This is a genomic window from Pantoea sp. ABR1s (genome assembly GCF_057812235.1).
Genome location: NZ_JBSZSY010000004.1, coordinates 1 through 21,671 on the forward strand (window position 1 = coordinate 1; position 21,671 = coordinate 21,671).

Genomic DNA, 21,671 nt, shown 5'->3' on the forward strand with positions numbered 1-21,671 from the left:
ATGGCAGATAAAGACAAAGAAAACAAAGCGTTACTTGAACCTTTTCTGTCAGTGACAAAAAACAGCGGTGAAGTTATTCAGCTTCATCCCAACAAGAATAATACCGTTCAGCCTGTCGCTTTAATGCGTCTTGGGCTGTTCGTGCCGACGCTGAAATCTACTGCACGCGGTAAATCCGGTGCGATGGCATCAACGGATGCGACGAAAGAGCTGAAGAATCTGACGCTGGTGAAAGCGGAAGGCTACGAAAAGATTACCATTACCGGCGCGCGGCTGGATATGGATAACGATTTCAAAACCTGGGCGGGTATTATTCAATCGTTTTCCCGCTATCCGACCAAAGGCGATACTGTCACGCTGCCGTTTATCGACTTTGTTAAGATGTGTGGCATTCCCTCTGCTAACTCTTCAGCCGCCCTGCGCAAGCGTCTTGATGCCTCTCTGCGCCGTATCGCGACCAATACGCTCTCTTTTGAAGGCAACGGCAAGGCCTATCACACCCACCTTGTTCAGTCTGCTTATTACGATCGCGAAAAAGATATTGTGCGCATCCAGGCCGACCCCAAGCTGTTCGAACTCTATAACTTCGACCACAAGGTCCTGCTTCAGCTCCGTGCGATATCCCGTCTGAAGCGTAAAGAGTCTGCGCAGGCGCTTTACACTTTCCTGGAAAGCCTGCCAACCAATCCAGCGCCTATCTCGCTTGCACGCCTGCGTATGCGCCTGAACCTCGGCTCTAAGACCACCACGCAGAACCATGTCGTGCGGCGCGCGATGGAGCAGCTGAAAGAGATCGGTTATCTGGATTACTCAGAAGTGAAGCGTGGCCGCTCAGTCTTTTTTATTATCCACAGCCGTACGCCTAAGCTTGATGGCATCAGTAATCTGGAGAGCATCGATTCGCTGGATGAGATCGAGTTTGATGATTAACTCCTCATGTTCACTGTAATCAGTACTCCTGCGTGGCAGTGTCACTTTCTGCGTTACCGGTGACATTGCGCCATCCACTCTTCATTCACTGTAATCAGTACTCCCCAGGGATTCACTGTGATCAGTAACGTTCACTGTAATCAGTATACGGGCCGCCGGACAAAAGTGTGTTCTTCCCCCCTCTCCCTTCTGCGTGCCATTTTATAAGGCTTAACAAGTAAGTTAGTACTTACTCTCATATTGGTTAGCACTCACTTATACCGTGTTTACTGATTACAGTGAATGCCCTGACTTCGGTTGGCTAACCCCTCTCTGCTGATTACAGTGAATCCTTTTTACTGACTACAGTGAATGCCTTTGCTCTGGCCTGTTCTCAAAGAGCATTAACGACTGGCCAGCAAATCAGGGCTGGATGCGGTTTACCATGAGGGGTCTGCTCAGCGTGATTCACATGATACGTATGACCTGAATGACACACGTAACTAGAGAGAGCAGCGTGACACTGTTACTGATTACAGTGAATGTTTGCCGATGGGCGCTACCCTCGCCTCACCATTGAATCTCTTAAACGGCTTTCCGAATCGCTACTGATTACAGTGAATGTTGTTGCCAGATGCCCGGTCTGAGGCGAGTCATAACTGCCATGGCGGGATGCTAATCTTGTACTGATTACAGTGAACGTTCTGCTGATTACAGTGAATGTTTGCTGCGGTGTACCTGAAGGCATCGTGCATTCTACTGATTACAGTGAACGTTAAAGTGAACCTGCTGACGGCATTGCTGATGTATACGATACGGGGCTGGTGCATGACTGGCTGAAGGGCGACAGAAGAAGCCGTTGCTCGCAAGGTCTGGTCACTTCATGACTCACGACCACGTCGGCACACACTGATGCAGAACAGAATCGCCTCTGTCTACTTACTGCTATCTACTGACTCATATTACGACCCCGTCGGCACGCCCTGATTCAGAACAGAATCGCTTCTGTCTACTTACTGCTGACTACTGACTACAGTGAATGTTTGCGCGGTTGTTCTCCTTCTAATGCCTCTTCTGTTTGTGATGTTACTGACTATAGTGAATGTTTACTGCTTTCTGGATTTACTGATTACAGTGAACGTTTATGGGCTTTACGCTTCTGTACCGCACACCAGACCTTGTTGTGACATTGCCGGTGTATATTCCCTCTCCAGATTCCGATGCTTTTATCATCCGCTGAGGATTTTTCAACCCATCCTTACTGACTACAGTGAACGTTTACTCTGCCCTGCTCCCTCTTCTGGCTCCTGATCGGCAAGTTTACTGATTACAGTGAACGTTGCTCTTCACAGAGCTGAACACGTAAAACGCTACTGACTATAGTGAATGTTGAAGTGATGCAGTGGCAAAGATCAGCACAGCAACCTGCAGTCACTGCCTGAAATCCATTTATCAATGTATCCATCGCTCTTTCGCCTGCTCCATAACGTCACCGAAAGAGACACAAGCTTTACTGACTACAGTGAACGTTTGATCTCAAGGTTCGACTTCTGTGTTCTCCCCTTTCCCGCTCAATGTACCCGGTTTGGCTGATGATTTTTTAAACCTGTTTGCTCACTACAGTGAATTTTCTACTGATTACAGTGAATGCTTACAGCAATTAACCTGCAAAATATATTCGGCTAGACGAAATAATGTGATGAAGCTCACCAAAACCCGTGTGGTTACATAAAAACGGAGATTATGTTGAGAAGATAATTTATTGCCTCACGTGCAGGATTTCTGTATAAAGTCATAAATCCTACATGTTTGGAGCAACTATGGCTAATGATGACAAGCAGGTGATGAAGGTTGCGCAGCGTTCAGAACGCATGCTGCTAAGCCTTACCGAGCAAATTCAGGCGCAAAAGCAGGAACTGCATGAAAATACCTACTATCAGGTCTATGCCAAAGCGGCGCTGGCAAAGTTGCCCAAACTGACCCGAGCCAGTGTGGATTACGCAGTCAATGAGATGGAAGAGAGCGGTTATCAATTTGATAAACGCGCGGCCGGTTCTTCCGTTAAATATGCTATGTCGATTCAGAATATTATCGATATCTATCATCATCGTGGCGTGCCGAAGTATCGCGATCGCCATAGTGACGCTTACACCCTGTTTGTCGGTAATCTGAAGGGCGGTGTCTCCAAAACGGTTTCAACCGTCTCGCTGGCACATGCGTTGCGCGCACATCCCCATCTGCTTTTTGAAGATTTGCGCATCCTGGTTATCGACCTTGATCCGCAGTCCTCAGCAACCATGTTTCTGAACCACGAGCGCTCCGTCGGGCTGGTGGAAGCGACTGCGGCGCAGGCAATGCTGCAGAATGTCTCACGAGATGAGCTGGTCAACGAGTTTATCGTTCCGTCGATCATTCCGGGTGTGGATGTGCTGCCAGCATCGATTGATGACGCCTTTATCGCCTCAAGCTGGGATCAGCTTTGTGCTGAGCATCTTCCGCAACAGAACGTTCACGCCGTGTTGTATGACAACGTTATTGCCAAACTGAAAAAAGATTATGACTTCATCTTTATCGATAGCGGCCCGCATCTAGATGCTTTCCTGAAGAATGCGATTGCAGCGTCTGATCTTCTGATGACTCCAGTGCCACCGGCTCAGGTAGACTTTCACTCGACACTAAAATACCTGACTCGTCTTCCGGAACTGATTGCGATTATCGAAGACTCCGGCGCGACCTGTCGGCTGCAGGGCAATATTGGCTTCATGTCTAAGCTCTCCAATAAAGCGGACCACAAACTCTGTCATAGCCTGGCGAAAGAGATTTTTGGTGGCGACATGCTTGATGCTGCCCTTCCCCGCCTTGATGGTTTCGAACGTTGTGGCGAATCCTTTGATACGGTTATCTCCGCCAATCCTTCGACCTACGTCGGCAGCAGCGAAGCGTTGAAGAATGCACGGTCCGCCGCAGAAGACTTTGCTAAAGCCGTCTTCGACCGTATCGAATTTATTCGCCTGAACTGAGGTTTGTATGAGCGCAAAAAGAATTACGATTGGCAGAACCTTCAGCCAGACTCCACTGGAAAATGACACGCCAGACAGCCAGCACAACCAGACATTCGTTCTGGCAACGGGCAAGCGCGCGTTGTTTCGTTTTGAACGCATTGCCGCCAGCGACGTTGAAAGCAAAACGTTTGTCACAATGGAAACCAACGGTCGCGATCAGGCAGGCCTGACACCTGATTCGCTGCGCGACATTATCCGGACCATTAAGCTGCAGCAGTTCTTTCCCGCTATCGGCGTGATGCGCGATGACCGCATCGAAATCCTCGACGGCTCACGTCGTCGTGCAGCCGCACTCTACTGCAAAACCGGCCTGGACGTGCTGATCACTGACGCGGCCATCACCGCTGATGAAGCCCGCCGACTGGCGCAGGATATTCAGACGGCACGGGAACACAATCTGCGCGAAGTGGGTATGCGTCTGTTAACACTTAAAGATGGCGGTTTGTCGCAGAAGGAGATTGCTGAAAATCAGGGTTTGTCCCAGGCGAAAGTGACGCGTGCCCTGCAGGCCGCCAGCGTTCCATCAGATTTGATTTCACTTTTTCCTAATCACGCTGAGCTGACCTATCCCGACTATAAAGCGTTGTTACAGGCTGCTGACAAGTTGAGTGAGTCGGGGCAAAGCGTTGAAGCTCTGATCAAATCCATTTCCAGGGAAATTGATGTGGTCTGTGCCCGTGAAGGTCTGGCCGAGGACGAGCTTAAAAATCATATTCTGCGTCTGATTCGACAGGGCAGCCAGACTCTGATCAAAGAACCGGAGAAAGATAAAACCCAGGCGACTGCGCTCTGGTCTTTTGCTGATAAAGATCGGTTCGCCCGAAAAAAGGTACGCGGACGGATGTTCAGTTATGAATTTAACCGGCAGTCGAAAGAGTTGCAGGAAGAGCTGGATAAAGTTATTGCGGAGACCCTGAAAAAATATCTCAACCGTTAACCTATATGCACTCAAATCAGCCAGCGATAAACGCTGGCTTTTTTTTCGATTTTTGTAGCGAGTCGTCGTTAAAAGAGATGGCGGACACCCAAATTTCAGGCTGAAATCGCCAGATTTTTAAGTGTGAATTCCTGCTTAAGATATTGAAATATAATAAATTGCTTTATTATCTCTTGCTGAAAAACTGCATGAAATCGCCACTTCGCTGAACTCTTTCGCCAGATACCTAGGCCCCTTCCAAACCGCACAGGTCACTATAAACAGAGATAACGTTTTTCGTCTGATGCTATCGTTGATGAATCTCATCGCCGTCAGCGCTCATCCGACGGTCAGAATATTGCAAGTAATGATTTTCCGGGACTGGTTCATTAGTGACCAATCAACCCCCACTGAACCTCAGTAACAGCGTACCGGCTTCACACACTCCGCTAAACCCTCTGCCTGGCCTTTCTCCAAACATTAGCCCGCCAGCGATATTTCTTGGTTAACTGTTTGTTTTTAATATAAAAGATGCAAGAATTTCAGCCTGAAATCGCCATGCCTGCAGTTAAACGCTCCCTCGTTTCAGGCCTGAGGGCGAACGGATAAGATCAGAAAAGAGGCGTATCTTAAGAGCAGTAAAGTCCTGAACAGAGAGTGAAAAAAGATACTCAGAAACTATCCCTCACTTATCCACAGAAAAAGTGGATAACTTTTTCTGCGCGATAAAATTTTTTTTGAAGAGGTGCGATACAAGATGCAGCTTTGGCAGGGAACTCCATTAAAACCTGATCAGCGCGAAAAGATTGTCACAGTCTGCTCATGACGGAAAGGTAGTTGCATGGCACCAGATTCACTGTATTGGGTAAAGCAGATGAAATCGACAGCTTACGGTCGAAGAGCTCCTATCGGCCTACCTGATAAAAGGCGATGGCTCACTGAACTGCTGTTTACAGTGAATTGCGAGAAATAACGTCTGTATGGCATTGAACCGGGTTATCAGTGGCTGTTATCGGCATACAGCGTAGTTGCTGATGCGCAGAGAGTGCTGACCACTGCAATCAGTAATCAGACCTACGTGAAGTGACGTAATGCAATGATGATCTTCCACGGCAGCAGCGAACCTATGCAGAAGAAAACCGGGCCAGGCCCGGTTTTGATATGAATCAGGCTTCAAGCCAGGCGGTGATTTGCTTAACCATGGCATCCGTTGAGATGCCATAACGGTCATGCAGCGTCGGTAGTGCGCCTGCTGCAAGGAAAGCATCCGGCAGCGCAATCTGTTTAAAGCGCGGTGTCACATGGTTTCGCATTAACAGGCCGGCAATAGCTTCGCCTAAGCCACCGGTTATCGAATGATTTTCAGCGGTGATAACCAGCTGGTTATGATGCAGTGCTACTCCCGCCTCACGCAGGATGGTCTCTTCATCCAGAGGCTTAATCATGGGTGAGTGAACCACACCGACCTCAATCCCCTGCTTCTCCAGCGCTTCAGCGGCCTCAAGCGCCCGCATGGTCATCAATCCGCTGCTGATAATAACGGCATGCTTACCGCCGCGCAGGCGCTGAGCCTTACCGTGCTGATAGCGATAGTCATATTTATCCAGCACCAGCGGAACCTTACCGCGCAGCAGGCGCAAATAGACCGGACCCTGATGTTCAGCAATAGCCGGTATCACCTGGCTAATCTCCAGTGCATCGCAGGGATCGATGATAGTCAGGTTCGGCATGCCACGGAAGATTGCCAGGTCATCAGTCGCCTGATGACTCGGTCCATAACCGGTGGTCAGGCCCGGCAGTGCGCAGGCGATTTTAACGTTCAGATTCTCTTCGGCGATGGCCATGCAGATAAAATCATAAGCGCGGCGGGAAGCAAAGACGGCATAAGTGGTGACAAAAGGCATAAAGCCTTCACGCGCCATACCTGCTGAGGCGCTCATCAGTAACTGTTCCGCCATGCCCATCTGATAAAAGCGTTTCGGAAAAGCCTCTGCGAACAGGTGCAGATCGGTGTATTTACTTAAATCAGCCGTCAGCCCGACCACATCTGAGCGCTGCTCTGCCAGAGAGACCAGGGCATGTCCAAAAGGAGCTGAAACCGTGGGCTGGCCTTCAGCGGCGATCGAGGCGATCATGGCGGATGTGGTCAGACGTTTTTTTTGCGGTTGTGAACTCATCTCAGACTCCTTGCTCAAGTGCAGTCAGGGCTTTGTCCCACTCATCGGCATCGACCCGAATAAAGTGGGTTTTCTCACGACTCTCCAGAAACGGCACCCCTTTGCCCATTCGGGTATCGCAAATGATGACGCGCGGCTGAGGTTCGGGCCAGCTGCGAGCCGCATCAAAGGCGGCCTGCAAAGCAGAGATATCGTTGCCATCAACCCGCTGGGTGTACCAGCCAAAAGCCTGCCAGCGATCCACAATGGGTTCAAAAGCGAGAATCTCACTGCTATGGCCGTCAGCCTGCTGATTGTTGACGTCGATAAGGGCGATCAGGTTATCAAGTTGCCAGTGTGAGGCGGACATTGCCGCTTCCCATGTAGAGCCTTCATTCAGTTCACCATCTGAAAGCAGGTTATAGACTCGTGCCTGCGAGCCTTTCTGTTTCAGCCCCAGACAGGCACCCACAGCAATACCTAAGCCATGACCCAGTGAACCGCCGGTTATTTCCATGCCTGGGGTATAGGCAGCCATGCCGGACATCGGCAAGCGGCTCTCATCAGTCCCATAGGTTTCCCTCTCCTCTTCAGGTATCACGCCTGCTTCGAGCAGGGCGGCGTAAAGGGCGATAGCGTAATGGCCAATCGACAGATAGAAGCGATCGCGGTCTTCCCACTCAGGTTGATCCGGCCGGTAATTCATGGCGTGGAAATAGCTGACAGCAAGCAAATCGGCTGCACCCAGCGCCTGACCGATATATCCCTGCCCCTGAATCTGGCCCATTAATAAGGCATGGCGGCGAATATTGGTGGCTCGTTGCTGCAATGAGAGCACGTGTGAAGCGTGACGAGAGTCAGTCATATTACCTCCTGATTAACGATTAACGTCCGCTGCCCGGATGCGCAGCACGCATAGCGCGCCACCCAGCAGGACGGCAGCAATAAAGTACATTCCGGAAGCGGGCGTACCGGTTGCGGTGGTGATGGTGCCTATCAGCCACGGTGAGAAAAAACCGGCCAGATTAGCAATGCAGTTCACGGCGGCGATGCCTGCGGCGGCAGAGACGCCACCTAACAGATTGGTCGGCAACATCCAGAACAGCGATGAGGCGGAAAGAATGCCCGCAGCGGCAATACAAAGGGAGAGCAGTGACAGGGAGACGCTATGGCTCAGCAGGGTCGCCAGCGTCAGTCCGGTGAGTCCGATCAGCATCGGAACAATCAGATGCCAGCGGCGTTCACGATAGCGATCGCCACTGCGCCCGGCCAGCAGCATAAAGATAATGGCGCAGAGGTAAGGCAGACTGGTCAGCAGCCCAATATGCAGCGGTTCACTAACGCCTGAGTTTCTCACCAGCGTCGGTAACCAGAAAGTCAGGGCGTACTGACCCATCACCACACAGAAGTAGATCAGCGCCAGCAGCCACAGACGACGGTCGGCGACAAAGGCTTTTACCGTGCCATGACAGGCTTTCTGCTGATTATCCTCATCCAGATCGGCACGCACCCGGCGTTTCTCATCTTCGTCCAGCCACTCTGCCTGTTCAACACGATCCTTCAGAACCAGCAGTACCACTAATCCCATAACAAGGGTGGGGATAGCTTCCAGCATAAACATCCACTGCCAGCCTGCCCATCCGTGAAAGCCTGCAAAGGTCGCCATAATCCAGCCTGAGAGCGGGCCGCCAATCATCCCTGAGAGTGGAATGGCGACAAACCAGAGCACGGTCATACGTGCGCGACGGTGTGATGGAAACCAGTAGGTCAGGTAGAGCAGTAAACCTGGCGCAAGACCGGCCTCGGCGACGCCGAGCAGAAAGCGCAGCAGGTAGAACTGCCATGCGGTTTCTACAAAGGCGAACAGGGCTGAGATGATGCCCCATGTGATCATAATGCGGGCAATCCAGCGGCGTGCGCCGACACGGTGCAGGATCAGGTTACTCGGCACCTCAAAGAAGAAGTAGCCGATAAAAAAGATCCCGGCACCCAGTCCATACACGGTTTCGCTGAGAGACAAATCATCCATCATCTGTAATTTAGCGAAGCCCACATTGACGCGATCAAGATAGGCGCAGAGATAACAGAGCATCAGCCAGGGCATCAGGCGCCAGGCAATTTTGCGATAGGTGATATCGCGCGCAGCAGAGGCTGCGCTCAGATTAAGCGTGGTCATGGTGTTCACTCCCGAAGTTAGCCCGCCAGGCGTGCGGGCAGGGAAGGGCGCTATTTAATGGATCAGCATGCCGCCGTTCACATCCAGCGTGATGCCGGTGAGATAACCGGAGAGATCGCTGGCGAGAAACAGCGCAGCGTTGGCGACGTCACTGGCGGACCCAAGGCGGCCGAGCGGAATTCCGTCGAGAATGGCGTGGCGGCGTTCATCCTGTAACAGGCCACCAGTGATGTCCGTCTGGATCAGACCGGGCGTCAGGGCATTAATGCGTATCTGGTCAGGGCCAAATTCGCGCGCCATCGCTTTAGTCAGGCCCAGAACGCCCGCTTTAGCGGCACTGTAGTGCGGGCCGCCGAAAATCCCGCCGCCGCGCTGTGCTGAGACCGAGGACAGGCAGATGATGCTGCCGCCTTTCTGCTGCTGCATGGTGGGGATCACCGCCTGAGACATCAGCAGCGTGCCGCGCAGATTGACATCAAGAATACGGTTGTAATCCTCGATGCCGATTTCCAGTGTTTTAACCGGCTGAGTAATACCTGCATTGTTGACCAGCACATCAATACGGCCGAAGTGCTCAAAAACCTGGTCGATGGCACGACGAACAGAGAGGGGATCGGTCACATCGGTGGCCAGGCCGAGATGCCCCTCACCACAAGACTGTGCGCTGGCCTGGGCGGCCTGCAGATCTAAATCGAGCACCACCACGCGCGCACCATGTTGAGCAAAACAGGCGGCTGTAGCCCGGCCAATGCCGCGCTGAGAGGCGGCACCTGTAATAATCGCAACTTTGTTTTCGAGTAACATTGTCCACTCCAGAAAAATAATTATTAGTGGTTCGGTATCGCTACCGGCAGGGTCACGATCAGAATTGATAAAGCGGCTAATATTGGCAATGCAAAAAAATTCATTTGATGCTGAATGAATTTGTTGGTTTGATGCAGTTAACAATTCTGCGATTTAAAAATGGGCACACATCACAAAATTCCAGTGTGGAGAGGCGGATGGAAAAGCAGTCTGATCACTTACCTTCGATTAAATCACTGCGGGTTTTTGAGCAGGTGGCCCATTTTGGTAATGTCGCGCGTGCGGCCGAGGAATTAAGTATTACGCCTTCGGCGGCCAGTCATCAGCTGGCAAAACTGGAGCGTGAACTGGGCTGTATTCTGTTTAATCGTTCGGCAAAGGGCGTAGTGCTGACGCTGTCGGGTGAGCATTACCTCAGGGAGATTGGTCCGATACTGCTGAGTCTGACGCAGGCGACTGCACGCATCAGTAACGAGAAAGCCCGCAGCAACCTCAGGATCCACTGCGCGCCCAGTTTCGGTCTGCTGTGGCTGTTGCCGCGCATCCATAAATTTCGCGACAGCTATCCCGAGTTCCAGCTCACGCTCTCCTGCTCTTACGAGAATTTATCTTTCAGCCGCGACAATATTGATATTGCGATACGCCATGGATTCCCGGACTGGAACTCATTCGAGATTAAAACGATCCGCCACGAAAGAATGTCGGTGCTGGCCTCGCCTGAGTATCTGAAAAAACATCCTGTTAATCAGGCCGCTGATTTAATTCATCATGCGCTGATATTATCGGAGTCGCCGCTTATTCAGTGGCCGCAGTGGTTTGCTTCTCAGCAATTACCTCAGCCAGATAAAGAGTGGTTATTTCGCTTTGATCGCTCTTATATGAGTCTTGAGGCGGCGATGTTAGGCCACGGTCTTATATTTGAAAGTGAATTGCTGGCGGAGGATTATCTGCGCAGTGGAAAACTGGTCAGAGTCTTGTCCGAACAGGAGAGTCTGCCCGTCAGCGCCCATCATCTGGTCTTCCCGCGTGGATTTGCCCAGTTTCCCCGCGTCGCGCATTTCCTGAGCTGGATCCAGCAGGAACTGAAAGTGTTAACCTAATGTTAAAATAACTTTCACGACGTCATTATTGCGCTGGTTTATTTATCCGGTTAACTATCCCTGTTATAAAAATCGCATTGCTAAAGCTAACTTTTAAATACCGTCTACACTTCTTTACCCACTCGGTAAATATGTTCCATTTCTATTCCGTATGAAATTTAATCAAACGGATGTTTAACTAATTAATGGCAGGGATATTATGAGTACGAATACACCAGACTCTGGTGAAGCGGGCGATCACGCGCCTGCGGATACGGTACGCCAGCGCATTTTTTTAGTGGTACTGGTTGCCACTATGGGCGCGCTGGCTTTTGGTTATGACACCGGGATAATCTCGGGTGCGTTACCCTACATGACCTCACCACCCGATCAGGGTGGACTTGGACTGAATTCATTCACTGAAGGGCTGGTAGCCTCTTCGCTGGTGTTCGGTGCCGCGATAGGCTCTTTCCTGAGTGGTTTCTTCTCTGACCGGTTTGGCCGGCGTATTACACTACGCAGCCTGGCGGTTATTTTTGTGCTGGGTTCACTGGGAACAGCGCTGGCGCCTTCTGTCAATGTCATGGTGGCAATGCGCTTCCTGCTGGGGATTGCTGTCGGTGGCGGTTCCTCTACCGTGCCGGTGTTTATCGCCGAAATTGCCGGACCGCGCCTGCGTGCGCCGCTGGTCAGCCGCAATGAGCTGATGATCGTTACCGGACAGCTCATTGCTTATGTTGCCAGTACGCTGCTGAGCTATCTGCTGCATGATGAGCACCTGTGGCGCTACATGCTGGCAATTGCCATGGTACCGGGTCTTTTGCTGTTTATCGGCACGTTCTTCGTTCCTGCCTCACCACACTGGCTGGTCGCGGAAGGGCGTCTGAAAGAGGCTAAAAAGATCCTGAAGTATCTGCGTGAAACGCCGCGTGAAGTGCGCCATGAGATGGCGCAGATGAAGAAGCAGGCGAGGGCGGCGGAACGTGGGCCGGATGCGAAAACCCTGATCCGTGAAAAGTGGGTGATTCGCCTGATGGTTATCGGCGTCGGTCTGGGCTTTGTCGCCCAGTTCACCGGGGTAAATGGTTTTATGTATTACACCCCGATCATCCTTAAACAGACCGGACTTGGCACCAGCGCCTCGATTGCCGCGACCATCGGTAACGGCGTGGTCTCAGTGGTGGCGGCGATTGTAGGTATCTGGGCGGTTAGTCGCTTCCCGCGCCGGACGATGCTGATTACCGGCCTGTGTCTGGTGGTCGCTTCGCAGATTATGCTGGGCAGCGTGATGACCTTTATCGCTCCCAGCCTTATGCAGAGCTACCTCGCCCTGGCCTGTATTCTGCTGTTCCTGTTCTGCATGCAGATGTGCATCTCCCCGGTCTACTGGCTGATGATGTCGGAACTGTTCCCGATGCAGTTGCGCGGCGTGTTAACCGGCGGCGCTGTCTCACTACAGTGGATATTTAACGCGATAGTCGCCTTTGGTTTTCCACCGATAATGGAATATGCCGGCAGCACCACCTTCTTTATCTTTGCCGCGATTAACGTCGGGTCGCTGATCTTCGTGATGGCGATGGTGCCAGAGACGCGGGGCAAAAGCCTGGAAGAGATTGAGTCACACATGAAAGAGAAGTTTGGTGAAAAGCCAAAAGAGGCTGAAGCCTCCTGAGTCTCCCACCGGATTCAGCCCACCGGCTGAATCCGGTTTTACCTCCTTATCGCCTTATCTTGTTACCTCCTTATCTTCTTACTAACCGTTGCACCGCATTTCCCCGTCCTTATCCTCACTAAGTACCATCAGACAACATTCACTGTAATCAGCAATTTTCCCTCGATTAATTTCCATACAGTTCTGGCGATTTCAGGCTGAAATCGCCAGAACCTGACTGAATAAGCTGTCGTTATTGTCTTCAGAAACTACCGGTTAAGCGAAGCATGACCGCTGACAAAGATTGCATCAGGCTCTGCGCTATACTCATTTTTCATCTGCTCCGCACGCTGACCGGTAGGCACTATGAAAATTTCAACCACCACGGCAGTTTTTGCCGCATTGCTGACTGCTGCGCCTTTGCATGCTGAAAACACACCAATCTCCTCCTGGTGGAATGGATTCACTGACGATGTTGCGCAGACCTGGAACGCGCCTCAGCATACCGATCTCTACCTGCCATTTATCAGCTGGCACGCCCGCTTTATGTACGACAAAGAAAAAACCGATAACTATAACGAGAATCCCTGGGGAGGCGGTCTGGGCATTTCCCGCTACAGCGACAGCGGCAACTGGAGCGCGCTTTATGCAATGGCTTTCAAAGACTCACACAATGAGTGGCAGCCGATTGTCGGTTATGGCTGGGAGAAGGGCTGGTATCCTGGTTCGAATCAGGACTTTCGTCTTGGCGCGGGATTAACCGCCGGTATCACCGCACGCGAAGATTTTGGTAACTATATTCCGCTACCGATTATTCTGCCGCTGTTCTCTGCCGGTTATAAGGCGCTGAATGTACAGTTCACCTATATTCCGGGCACGTACAATAATGGCAACGTGCTGTTCGCGTGGTTTCGCTATGCATTTTAATTTTTCAGGAAAGGATTTATGACCCGGAGGTGGAAAACCGTCACCCGCAGGCTCTGGCGCCTTGCGATTGCGTCTGGAGTACTGTTACTGCTGCTACTGATTATTCGAATCTATGAGGCGGAGCGCGGGCCGGAGTTACATCGCTGGCACACCTGGGTCCCACATGAACTGACAGTAGAACAGCTTGATAATGCGACCTATGCCGACTACCTCAAGGCCGAAAATCATCTGTTCGACGAGATGAAGCAGCAGGTCAGCAACCGGCTGGATGCGGAAGATAAAACGCCACTCAACCGATACTATGCTGGCAGCATGATCTATCCGGGGCATTTTGCGCAGGACTGGAACCGTTCCTATATTCTGCAACCGACGGGCACGCCGCGCGGTGCGGTGGTGCTATTACATGGACTGACCGACAGTCCTTACAGTCTGCGGCATGTGGCAGAGGCTTACCGTCAGCAGGGTTATGTGGCGGTGGCGATACGGTTACCGGGTCACGGTACGGTGCCTGCGGGTCTGACCGATGTTGACTGGCAGGACTGGATGGCCGCCACACGCCTGGCGGTGCGGGAAGCGACCCAGCTGGCGGGCACGCAGACGCCGCTGCATCTGGTGGGTTTCTCGAACGGCGGGGCGCTGGCGGTAAAATATGCGCTCGACAGCCTGGGCGATCACACGCTGCGTCGTCCGCAGCAATTGATTCTGTTATCGCCGATGATCGGTGTGACTCGTTTTGCCCGGTTCGCAGGTGTTGCCGGGTTGCCCTCTGTTTTCCCTGCCTTTTCGAAAACGGCCTGGCTGAATATCGTGCCGGAGTTTAATCCGTTTAAATACAACTCTTTTCCGGTTCACGCTGCCCGGCAGACCTATTTGCTGACGCAGGCGCTGCAGAAAGAGATCCTGCAATATGCGCGTAATCAGCAGCTCTCCGGTTTCCCGCCCGTGCTGACCTTTCAGTCGGTAATGGATTCCACCGTCAGTACGCCTTCGGTCATCCGCTCGCTCTATAATTATCTGCCAGTGAACGGCAGTGAACTGGTGCTGTTCGATATCAATCAGGCGGTCAGCGTTAGTCCGTTATTCCGCCACTCCTCATATACCGCGGTTAATCAGCTGTTGCCTGCGGCGCGTCGGAATTACTCATCCACGGTGATCACCAATGCCTCCGCCACCTCACTGGCGATGGTGACGAAAAGCGTTCCCGTGGGAGAGATGCAGGAACGGATTCAGCCGCTGGCAATTGCCTATCCGGCGGGTCTCTACTCACTGTCGCACGTTGCGATTCCATTCCCGGCCGAGGATGGGTTATATGGCAGTGCGCCCGCGCAGAAGAATGAGTTTGGTATCAGTTTTGGGACGTTGTCACTGCGCGGCGAGAGTGCGGTGCTGATTGTCGGGCTGGACTCGATTATGCGCGCCACCTCTAACCCGTTTTATCCTTATATGATTAACCGAATCGATCACCACATCAGTTGTAGCGACAAGCCGCAACTTGCGGCCTGCCTCAGCAGTTTCTGAATCAGTACAGCATCAGGCCCGCATCGTGCGGGCCTGATGTTAAATAGCGTTCAGCTTTTCCATCACATCATCCGACAGTTCCAGGCTGCCGCTGGCAAGATTCTCTTTAAGATGTTCCGGGGAAGAGGTGCCTGGAATCAGCAGAATATTTGGCGATCGCCGCAGCAGCCACGCAAGTGCGACCTGCATCGGCGTGGCATTCAGGGATGCAGCCACTTCATTAAGCTGATCCGACTGCAACGGAGAGAAGCCACCCAGCGGGAAGAACGGCACATACGCAATTCCCTGCTGCGCCAGCTGATCCACCAGCTCATCATCCTGTCGATGCGCCAGGTTATACATATTCTGCACGCAGACAATCGGCGTCATCGCCTGAGCTTCTGCGATCTGCGTGGCGGTAACGTTACTCAGTCCAATATGGCGAATCAGTCCGCGTGCCTGTAACGCCAGCAGCGCCTCCAGTTGTGGCTTAAGAGAGCCTTCTTTGGGCCTGGCCGGATGCAACATACTGCGCAGGTTCACCACCTCAATCACATCCAGCCCCAGGTTGCGCAGGTTATCTTCCACTGCCTGCGTCAGCGCCTCTGGCTCCATCGCCGCCAGCCAGCCGCCTTTGGCGTCGCGTCGGGCACCCACTTTGGTGACAATGCAGAGATCCTGCGGATAGGGATGGAGCGCCTTTTTAATCAGCTGGTTGGTTTCGTGCGGGCCATAAAAGTCGCTGGTGTCGATATGATTAACGCCTGCCGCGACAGCATCGCGCAAAACCTGGATTGCCCGGGCTTCATCTTTTACCGGGCCGAACACGCCCGGCCCGGCCAGTTGCATTGCGCCGTAGCCAATACGGTTAACTTCACGATCGCCTAACGTAAAAGTCATGGTGGTGTTTGACATGAAAACCTCCTGCATGAATGTAGATCAATTGTAACGGTGATTCAGCTGTGCAACTATCCGGTGAAATCAGGACAGACTGTACGGGGTGATGCACAATGGCGATCGATATGGCGCTGCTGGATGCCGTGGTGGCGGTGGCAAAAGCGGGAGGATTTCGGGAAGCGGCACGCGTCACCGGCAGCAATGCGTCACGCCTGAGCGATGCGGTACGACGGGCGGAACAACAGCTGGGTATTCGTCTGTTTCACCGTACAACCCGCACCGTGGTATTAACCGAAGCGGGCAGGGCGCTGATGGAACGTCTGCTGCCCGCGATCAATGAAGTTAACGCCGCGCTGGATGCGGTTAATCGCTACCGTAACACCCCTGGTGGCACGCTGCGGCTGAATGTGCCGGTCAGTGCAACCCGGCTGGTGCTGCCCGCGCTGGTGCCGGAATTTTTGCAGCGTTATCCCGACATCCGGCTGGAAATTGTGGCGGAGAGCAGCGTGCAGGATGTCTTTCGTGACGGTTGTGACGCCGGGATTCGTTATGATGAGCGGCTGGAGCAGGATATGGTGGCGATGCCCATTGGCCCCAGACAGCAACGGTTCGCGCTGGCGGCTTCTCCGGCTTATCTGGCAGAACATGGCCGACCGGAACATCCGCGCGATCTGATCCATCATCGCTGTCTGCGTGGCCGTTATGCCAGCGGCCTCATGGCTGACTGGACCTTCAGCCACGAGGGCGAAGAGATCAGCGTTGAAACCAGCGGGCCGCTGGTGGTTTCGGTCGGTGGCGCAATGGATCTGGCGGTGGAGGCGGCCATCGCCGGAAGCGGCGTGATATATCTGTTTGACGAGTGGCTCAGGCCAGCCCTTGACAGCGGCAGGCTGGAACCGCTGCTGCAACCCTGGTGGCTGACTTTCTCCGGTCCGTGGCTCTATTACAACGATCGCCGCCTGATCCCCGCCCCGCTTCAGGCATTTATCGACTTTGTGCGCGAAAAAAACGGGCGCGAAAACAACTCAGCTATACCAGTTAAACCCCTGTGGCACCCGTGAAAATCCGGCATGTCGCAACGCGTTAAGCAGCGGTGACCGCGAAACCGGTTCACCATCTACCTTCTCAAGCGTGAAACTCGCGGGCTTTTCACGCTTCAGTGCCAGGCCCAGCGCCGCCACCGCGACCTGCTGCAGCGCGGGATCGTCGGTGAATGTCAGCAACTCTTTGCCTCCCGGCGTCAGATAAAGCACCAGCGCGCCGCCTGCAATCACCACGCGGCCCCCCTGACGGCGGGTCGGGCGGATGCCGCTGGCGTGGAGCGGCCAGCTCAGTAACGCACCAAATGGATTCGCCGGGTCCGGTGCGGCCAGCGCCACAGCCTCTGTCGCGGTCAGCGGCTTTTCTGCCAGCTCCCGCAGCCGCTCAATGGTGTTATGGTCGGCAAACTGCGCGCCGCCCGCACCAGCGACAAACCGGCCACGCAGCAATCGTCCGGCATCTTCCATGCTGCGTAATACCGGCTGTAACGCCGGGAATCCTCCGGGGATCTGCTCCGATATCGCGCTACCCCGGCTGATCACCCCATAACGGTCTAGAAGATTTTCCACCAGCGACAGGGCCAGCCGGGCAGGAGCAACCTCCTGTCGGTTAACCCGCGACCAGCGACCAGCCAGCGTGTTGACCGCCGGTCGGCGTGCAGAAAGTGCGCCCGGGGTGAAGCGCTGACCAAAACGGGTGCGCAGGGTACGCGCGGGACGTGAACGGGGGGCGCCTGGCGTGGTCAGCAGCCCACGCACCGCAATCCAGCTATCGGCAGTGACATAGCCCTGCCACACCAGTTGCCACAGGGCAGCATAAATATCGGTGGTTTGCGTCTCTGCCTCGTCCATCTGTGCCATGATCTCATGAACAAACCACGAGCCACCCCGGCTCAATGCGTCGAGAGTCGCCTGCTGAATCGGCGTCAGAGGCTGTATGGTGTCAATCATCGGCAGTGTTTCAGCGGCATATTCCGTGAGGTGCAGCGAGATCAACCCATCATTCTGACCCAGCGCTTTGTGTCCGCACCAGGTAACCTCGCCACTGGCTAACAGTTCATCGAGCATCGCGGGCTGATAGTCGGCTATCCTGGCGCGCAGGATTTGTGGCTCCCACAGCGAGGCCGGTAGCGGCACGCCCGCAAGTTGCTCAATCACACGTAACAGCCTGCTAACCCCCTGATGCTCTTCACGCTGCGTGTTAAGCACATCGTGACGCTCCAGCAGCAGACTAATCCAGGCGGCAGGTGGAACAGGCCGGGTTGCTTCACGTGCTGATTGCAGTGAACGTAAGCGTAACCGTTTGAAGATCTCTGTGGAAACCCACTCCGTATCCGATGCGCCCTCTGGCGAACCCATATTGAGCAGGTTGCCTTGCTGATGCAGGGAAAGCAGCACCTCATTCACGACGGCCACACCCAGACCAAAATGCGTGGCCAGCTGTCGGGCGGTGAACAGGGTATGGGTTCGGGCGTAGCGGTTAATGAGATCGCGGAGCGGATCGGCCTGCGGCTCCAGAAATGTTTCGGGCAGATCGTCAGGCAGTACAACGGCCAGTGCATCGCGCAGGCGGGCTGCATCTTCAATGATCGCCCAGCGCTCTTCACCGGCAAGGGTGACCGTAATCATTCGCTGCGCGGCATCGAACTGCGTTATGGCTTCCGCGATCTGCTGGGCGTTGCCACTGAAACGTGCCGCAATACCGGCAACCGCGAGCGGGCCAAGATCGCGCAGCAGATCGATAATGCCTTCGGCGTGTTGTGCCTGATAGCGGGAATCGATGCGCTGCAGTTCCTGTTCAACCTGCTCAACGACGTCAGGTGCCAGCAAATCACGCTTGCTGGTCTGGCCGAGAAGCTCACCCAGCAGGTTACTGTCGAGCGCCAGCAGTGAGGCGCGCCGTTCTGCCAGGGGGGCGTCGCTGGCGTAAATAAACTCTGCAACATAGCCAAACAGCAGCGGCGCGGCAAAAGGGGAGGGCTGTTCGGTCGTCACCTCGACCAGCTTTACCTTTCCCTGTGCCATCTGTTCCATCAGCTGGTGCAGGGCAGGCAGATCGTAGACATCCTGCAGACATTCGCGTGCGGTTTCGATAAGGATGGGGAAATCGTCATACTGTCGTGCAACTTCCAGCAACTGACCGGCGCGCAGCCGCTGCTGCCAGAGCGGCGAACGTTTGCCCGGATTACGCCTCGGCAGCAGCAGAGCGCGTGAGGCACATTCACGGAAGCGGGCGGCAAACAGCGCCGACTGACCGACACTCTCAGTGACCTCCCGGGTCAACTGGTCAGCGTCGAACATAAACAGGTCAGCGCCGGGTAATACTCCCTCACTGGCGGGAAAGCGGGCCACGATGCCGTCATCGCTGGCCGCAACAGAAGCATCAATGCCCAGGCGTTGCTGGATTCGGGCGGCAATCGCCAGCGCCCAGGGCGCATTGACCCGCTTTCCCCAGGGCGAATGCAGGATCACCCGCCAGTCGCCGATTTCGTCACGGCAGCGTTCGATCAGCAATGTGCGATCGTCCGGCAGTACGCCGGTCGCGGTGCGTTGTTCAGCCAGCAAAGCCAGCAGATTCGTGACTGCGCGGGCATCCAGCCCCAGCGCGCGCAACTGCTCCTGCGCATCCGCCGGTGAAGCCGCACTCAGATGACGCAGAAACAGCCCGAGGCTGGCACCCGAATCGGCCGAGCGGCCCACACCTTCTCCGCGCCAGAAAGGCAGACGAGCCGGACGGCCTGGCGCAGGCACCACCAGTACCTGGTCGTGGGTAATCTGCTGAATCCGCCACGACGTTGCGCCCAGGGTAATAATGTCATTGACCCGCGACTCATAGACCACCTCTTCATCCAGTTCGCCGACACGACGTGAGCCAGCCTGCTCTTCGCCTTCCGGCAGGATGACGCTGAACATGCCGCGATCGGGAATGGTGCCGCCGCTGGTCACGGCCAGATGCTGAGCGCCGGGTCGCGGCGTCAGCAGTCCGCTCTGACGATCCCACACCAGCTGCGGCCGTAGCTGAGCAAAAGCGTCTGAGGGAAACTTACCCGCCAGCATATCGAGCGTGGCATCAAACAGCCGACGCGACAGAGTGCGAAACGGATCGGCCCGACAGACCTGCGCATACCAATCATCGACCTGTAAGGGATCCATTGCGACGGCCGCCAGGGTTTGCTGCGCCAGAATATCGAGCGGGTTACGCGGCGGAGCCAGCGCATCGAGCTGGCCCGCACGCATCGACTGCAATATGACGGCCGAATCCAGCAGATCGCGCCGGATGCGCGGAAACAGGATGCCGGTTGATACGCCGCCAACCTGATGTCCGGCGCGTCCCACGCGCTGCAGTGCACTGGCGACTGAAAGCGGTGCGCCCACCTGGATCACCAGATCCACCGGTCCCATATCAATGCCAAGTTCCAGACTGGAAGTCGCCACTACGCAGCGCAGTCTGCCCAGCTTCAATGCGGCTTCAATCTCGCCTCGCTGCTCCTTCGAGACGGACCCGTGGTGCGAGCGGGCAATAAGATCGTCACTGTCGTCCGGTTCTGCATCCCGATCGCCAGCGGTTGTCTGCTGCGCCAGATAACGCGCATTGAGCCGCGCAGTCAGCTTTTCCGCCAGGCCACGCGAATTCACAAACACCAGCGTGGCGCGATGGGACATGACCTGCTGCAGAATGCGCGCTTCAATGTGCGGCCAGATCGAACCGCTGGCAGAGGTGGCTTCACCGGTCAGGTCATCGGGGCTGGCGATATCGGTCATATCTTCGACCGGAACCTCGATGGTCAGGTGCAGCGTCCGATCGGCGGCCGGATTAACGACCTGAACGGGCTGACAGCCGCCAAGGAAGGCGGCGACCCGCTCAACCGGTCGTACCGTAGCGGAAAGCCCGATACGCTGGGCGGGCTGTGGCAGCAGCGCATCCAGCCTCTCCAGGCTCAGCGCCAGCTGGGAACCCCGCTTCGATCCCGCCACCGCATGCACCTCATCGACGATGACCGTGGTCACGCCCTGCAGCGTCGTTCGCGCTTTTGAGGTCAGCATCAGAAACAGTGATTCGGGTGTGGTGATCAGGATATCGGGAGGGCGGCGCACCAGCCTGGCGCGCTCTGCACTGGGCGTATCGCCGGATCGCATTCCGATATTCAGAGTGATCTCTGGCTCATTCAGCGCCTGCCGCTCAGCGTAAACGCCTGCCAGCGGCAGATTAAGGTTGCGCTGTACGTCCGCGGCCAGCGCTTTAACCGGTGAAATATAGAGTATGCGGGTGGTCGTTTCACGCGTGGGTGAGGGCTGGTTGGTTCGGAACTGAAACAGCGTGTCGATGGCGGTGAGGAAAGCCGCCAGCGTCTTCCCTGAACCGGTCGGGGCGATCACCAGCGCATGTTCTCCGCTGGCTATCGCCTGCCATGCCGCCTGCTGCACCGGCGTGGGTGCAGCGAAGGTGGCAGAAAACCAGCGTCGTGTGGCGGATGAAAACCGGGCTAAAACCGCATCAGATTGGGATTTCGACATCATACTCACGGTATCACGCAGCAACTGCGCCTGAAATTAATC

The 21,671-nt window shown here is 54.6% G+C and carries 14 protein-coding genes; 8 read left to right on the forward strand and 6 right to left on the reverse strand.

Annotated features, from left to right (window positions below; genetic code table 11):
* The 3 genes from ACXKZD_RS21135 (at position 1) to ACXKZD_RS21145 (ending at position 4,908) form a co-directional block, all read left to right on the forward strand.
* The gene (locus ACXKZD_RS21135) at positions 1 to 930 is read left to right on the forward strand and encodes a RepB family plasmid replication initiator protein (RefSeq protein WP_488982299.1); all 930 of its coding nucleotides are present in this window, start codon (positions 1 to 3) and stop codon (positions 928 to 930) included.
* Between the two features lie 1,799 nt (positions 931 to 2,729).
* Positions 2,730 to 3,929 carry an AAA family ATPase gene (locus ACXKZD_RS21140; protein WP_010246822.1) on the forward strand — a complete coding sequence of 400 codons (1,200 nt, stop codon included), beginning with the start codon at positions 2,730 to 2,732 and terminating at the stop codon, positions 3,927 to 3,929.
* A gap of 7 nt (positions 3,930 to 3,936) precedes the next feature.
* Positions 3,937 to 4,908, forward strand: coding sequence for a ParB family protein (locus ACXKZD_RS21145; protein WP_010246824.1), 972 nt, complete (start codon positions 3,937 to 3,939; stop codon positions 4,906 to 4,908).
* A 1,145-nt stretch (positions 4,909 to 6,053) separates the two neighbouring features.
* Here the strand turns inward: ACXKZD_RS21145 and ACXKZD_RS21150 are convergent.
* Genes ACXKZD_RS21150 through ACXKZD_RS21165 form a run of 4 tightly spaced genes read right to left on the reverse strand, consistent with a single transcriptional unit; the run spans position 6,054 to position 10,023 of the window.
* Positions 6,054 to 7,064: a transketolase family protein gene (locus ACXKZD_RS21150; RefSeq protein WP_488982300.1), complete on the reverse strand. Its 1,011-nt coding sequence runs from the start codon at positions 7,062 to 7,064 to the stop codon at positions 6,054 to 6,056.
* A gap of 1 nt (position 7,065) precedes the next feature.
* Positions 7,066 to 7,908 (reverse strand): transketolase, encoded by an 843-nt coding sequence (locus ACXKZD_RS21155; protein ID WP_031292457.1) that lies wholly within the window; start codon positions 7,906 to 7,908, stop codon positions 7,066 to 7,068.
* A gap of 12 nt (positions 7,909 to 7,920) precedes the next feature.
* Positions 7,921 to 9,219 (reverse strand): MFS transporter, encoded by a 1,299-nt coding sequence (locus ACXKZD_RS21160; RefSeq protein ID WP_060679377.1) that lies wholly within the window; start codon positions 9,217 to 9,219, stop codon positions 7,921 to 7,923.
* Positions 9,220 to 9,273: 54 nt separating this feature from the next.
* Positions 9,274 to 10,023 carry an SDR family NAD(P)-dependent oxidoreductase gene (locus ACXKZD_RS21165; RefSeq protein ID WP_488982301.1) on the reverse strand — a complete coding sequence of 250 codons (750 nt, stop codon included), beginning with the start codon at positions 10,021 to 10,023 and terminating at the stop codon, positions 9,274 to 9,276.
* Between the two features lie 197 nt (positions 10,024 to 10,220).
* Between ACXKZD_RS21165 and ACXKZD_RS21170 the strand changes: the two genes are divergently transcribed.
* The 4 genes from ACXKZD_RS21170 to ACXKZD_RS21185 all read left to right on the forward strand — a co-directional run bounded on the left by ACXKZD_RS21170 (position 10,221) and on the right by ACXKZD_RS21185 (position 15,198).
* Positions 10,221 to 11,123 (forward strand): LysR substrate-binding domain-containing protein, encoded by a 903-nt coding sequence (locus ACXKZD_RS21170; RefSeq protein ID WP_010246833.1) that lies wholly within the window; start codon positions 10,221 to 10,223, stop codon positions 11,121 to 11,123.
* 199 nt (positions 11,124 to 11,322) lie between these two features.
* Positions 11,323 to 12,774, forward strand: coding sequence for a sugar porter family MFS transporter (locus ACXKZD_RS21175; protein WP_022624569.1), 1,452 nt, complete (start codon positions 11,323 to 11,325; stop codon positions 12,772 to 12,774).
* A gap of 345 nt (positions 12,775 to 13,119) precedes the next feature.
* On the forward strand, positions 13,120 to 13,680 hold the full coding sequence (gene pagP, locus ACXKZD_RS21180) for a lipid IV(A) palmitoyltransferase PagP (protein ID WP_010246837.1): 561 nt from the start codon (positions 13,120 to 13,122) through the stop codon (positions 13,678 to 13,680).
* Between the two features lie 18 nt (positions 13,681 to 13,698).
* Positions 13,699 to 15,198, forward strand: a complete 1,500-nt coding sequence (locus ACXKZD_RS21185) for an alpha/beta hydrolase (RefSeq protein WP_488982302.1) — start codon at positions 13,699 to 13,701, stop codon at positions 15,196 to 15,198.
* A 39-nt stretch (positions 15,199 to 15,237) separates the two neighbouring features.
* On the opposite strand, the gene ACXKZD_RS21190 is transcribed toward ACXKZD_RS21185, so the two are convergent.
* The gene (locus ACXKZD_RS21190) at positions 15,238 to 16,092 is read right to left on the reverse strand and encodes an aldo/keto reductase family oxidoreductase (protein WP_061902320.1); all 855 of its coding nucleotides are present in this window, start codon (positions 16,090 to 16,092) and stop codon (positions 15,238 to 15,240) included.
* 95 nt (positions 16,093 to 16,187) lie between these two features.
* Between ACXKZD_RS21190 and ACXKZD_RS21195 the strand changes: the two genes are divergently transcribed.
* The gene (locus tag ACXKZD_RS21195; RefSeq protein ID WP_010246843.1) at positions 16,188 to 17,135 is read left to right on the forward strand and encodes a LysR family transcriptional regulator; all 948 of its coding nucleotides are present in this window, start codon (positions 16,188 to 16,190) and stop codon (positions 17,133 to 17,135) included.
* Here ACXKZD_RS21195 and ACXKZD_RS21200 read toward each other — a convergent pair.
* Complete coding sequence (locus ACXKZD_RS21200) at positions 17,100 to 21,629, reverse strand: ATP-dependent helicase (protein ID WP_488982351.1); 4,530 nt, start codon at positions 21,627 to 21,629, stop codon at positions 17,100 to 17,102. The two genes, ACXKZD_RS21195 and ACXKZD_RS21200, sit on opposite strands and share 36 nt — an antisense overlap.
* Between the last annotated feature and the right edge of the window lie 42 nt (positions 21,630 to 21,671).

Coding starts and splice junctions, on each gene's coding strand:
- ACXKZD_RS21140 (WP_010246822.1), top strand. CDS start 2,730: ATGGCTAATGATGACAAGCAGGTGATGAAGGTTGCGCAGCGTTCAGAA.
- ACXKZD_RS21155 (WP_031292457.1), bottom strand. CDS start 7,908: ATGACTGACTCTCGTCACGCTTCACACGTGCTCTCATTGCAGCAACGA.
- ACXKZD_RS21175 (WP_022624569.1), top strand. CDS start 11,323: ATGAGTACGAATACACCAGACTCTGGTGAAGCGGGCGATCACGCGCCT.
- ACXKZD_RS21195 (WP_010246843.1), top strand. CDS start 16,188: ATGGCGATCGATATGGCGCTGCTGGATGCCGTGGTGGCGGTGGCAAAA.
- ACXKZD_RS21200 (WP_488982351.1), bottom strand. CDS start 21,629: ATGTCGAAATCCCAATCTGATGCGGTTTTAGCCCGGTTTTCATCCGCC.
- ACXKZD_RS21150 (WP_488982300.1), bottom strand. CDS start 7,064: ATGAGTTCACAACCGCAAAAAAAACGTCTGACCACATCCGCCATGATC.
- ACXKZD_RS21135 (WP_488982299.1), top strand. CDS start 1: ATGGCAGATAAAGACAAAGAAAACAAAGCGTTACTTGAACCTTTTCTG.
- ACXKZD_RS21145 (WP_010246824.1), top strand. CDS start 3,937: ATGAGCGCAAAAAGAATTACGATTGGCAGAACCTTCAGCCAGACTCCA.
- pagP (WP_010246837.1), top strand. CDS start 13,120: ATGAAAATTTCAACCACCACGGCAGTTTTTGCCGCATTGCTGACTGCT.
- ACXKZD_RS21160 (WP_060679377.1), bottom strand. CDS start 9,219: ATGACCACGCTTAATCTGAGCGCAGCCTCTGCTGCGCGCGATATCACC.
- ACXKZD_RS21185 (WP_488982302.1), top strand. CDS start 13,699: ATGACCCGGAGGTGGAAAACCGTCACCCGCAGGCTCTGGCGCCTTGCG.
- ACXKZD_RS21165 (WP_488982301.1), bottom strand. CDS start 10,023: ATGTTACTCGAAAACAAAGTTGCGATTATTACAGGTGCCGCCTCTCAG.
- ACXKZD_RS21190 (WP_061902320.1), bottom strand. CDS start 16,092: ATGTCAAACACCACCATGACTTTTACGTTAGGCGATCGTGAAGTTAAC.
- ACXKZD_RS21170 (WP_010246833.1), top strand. CDS start 10,221: ATGGAAAAGCAGTCTGATCACTTACCTTCGATTAAATCACTGCGGGTT.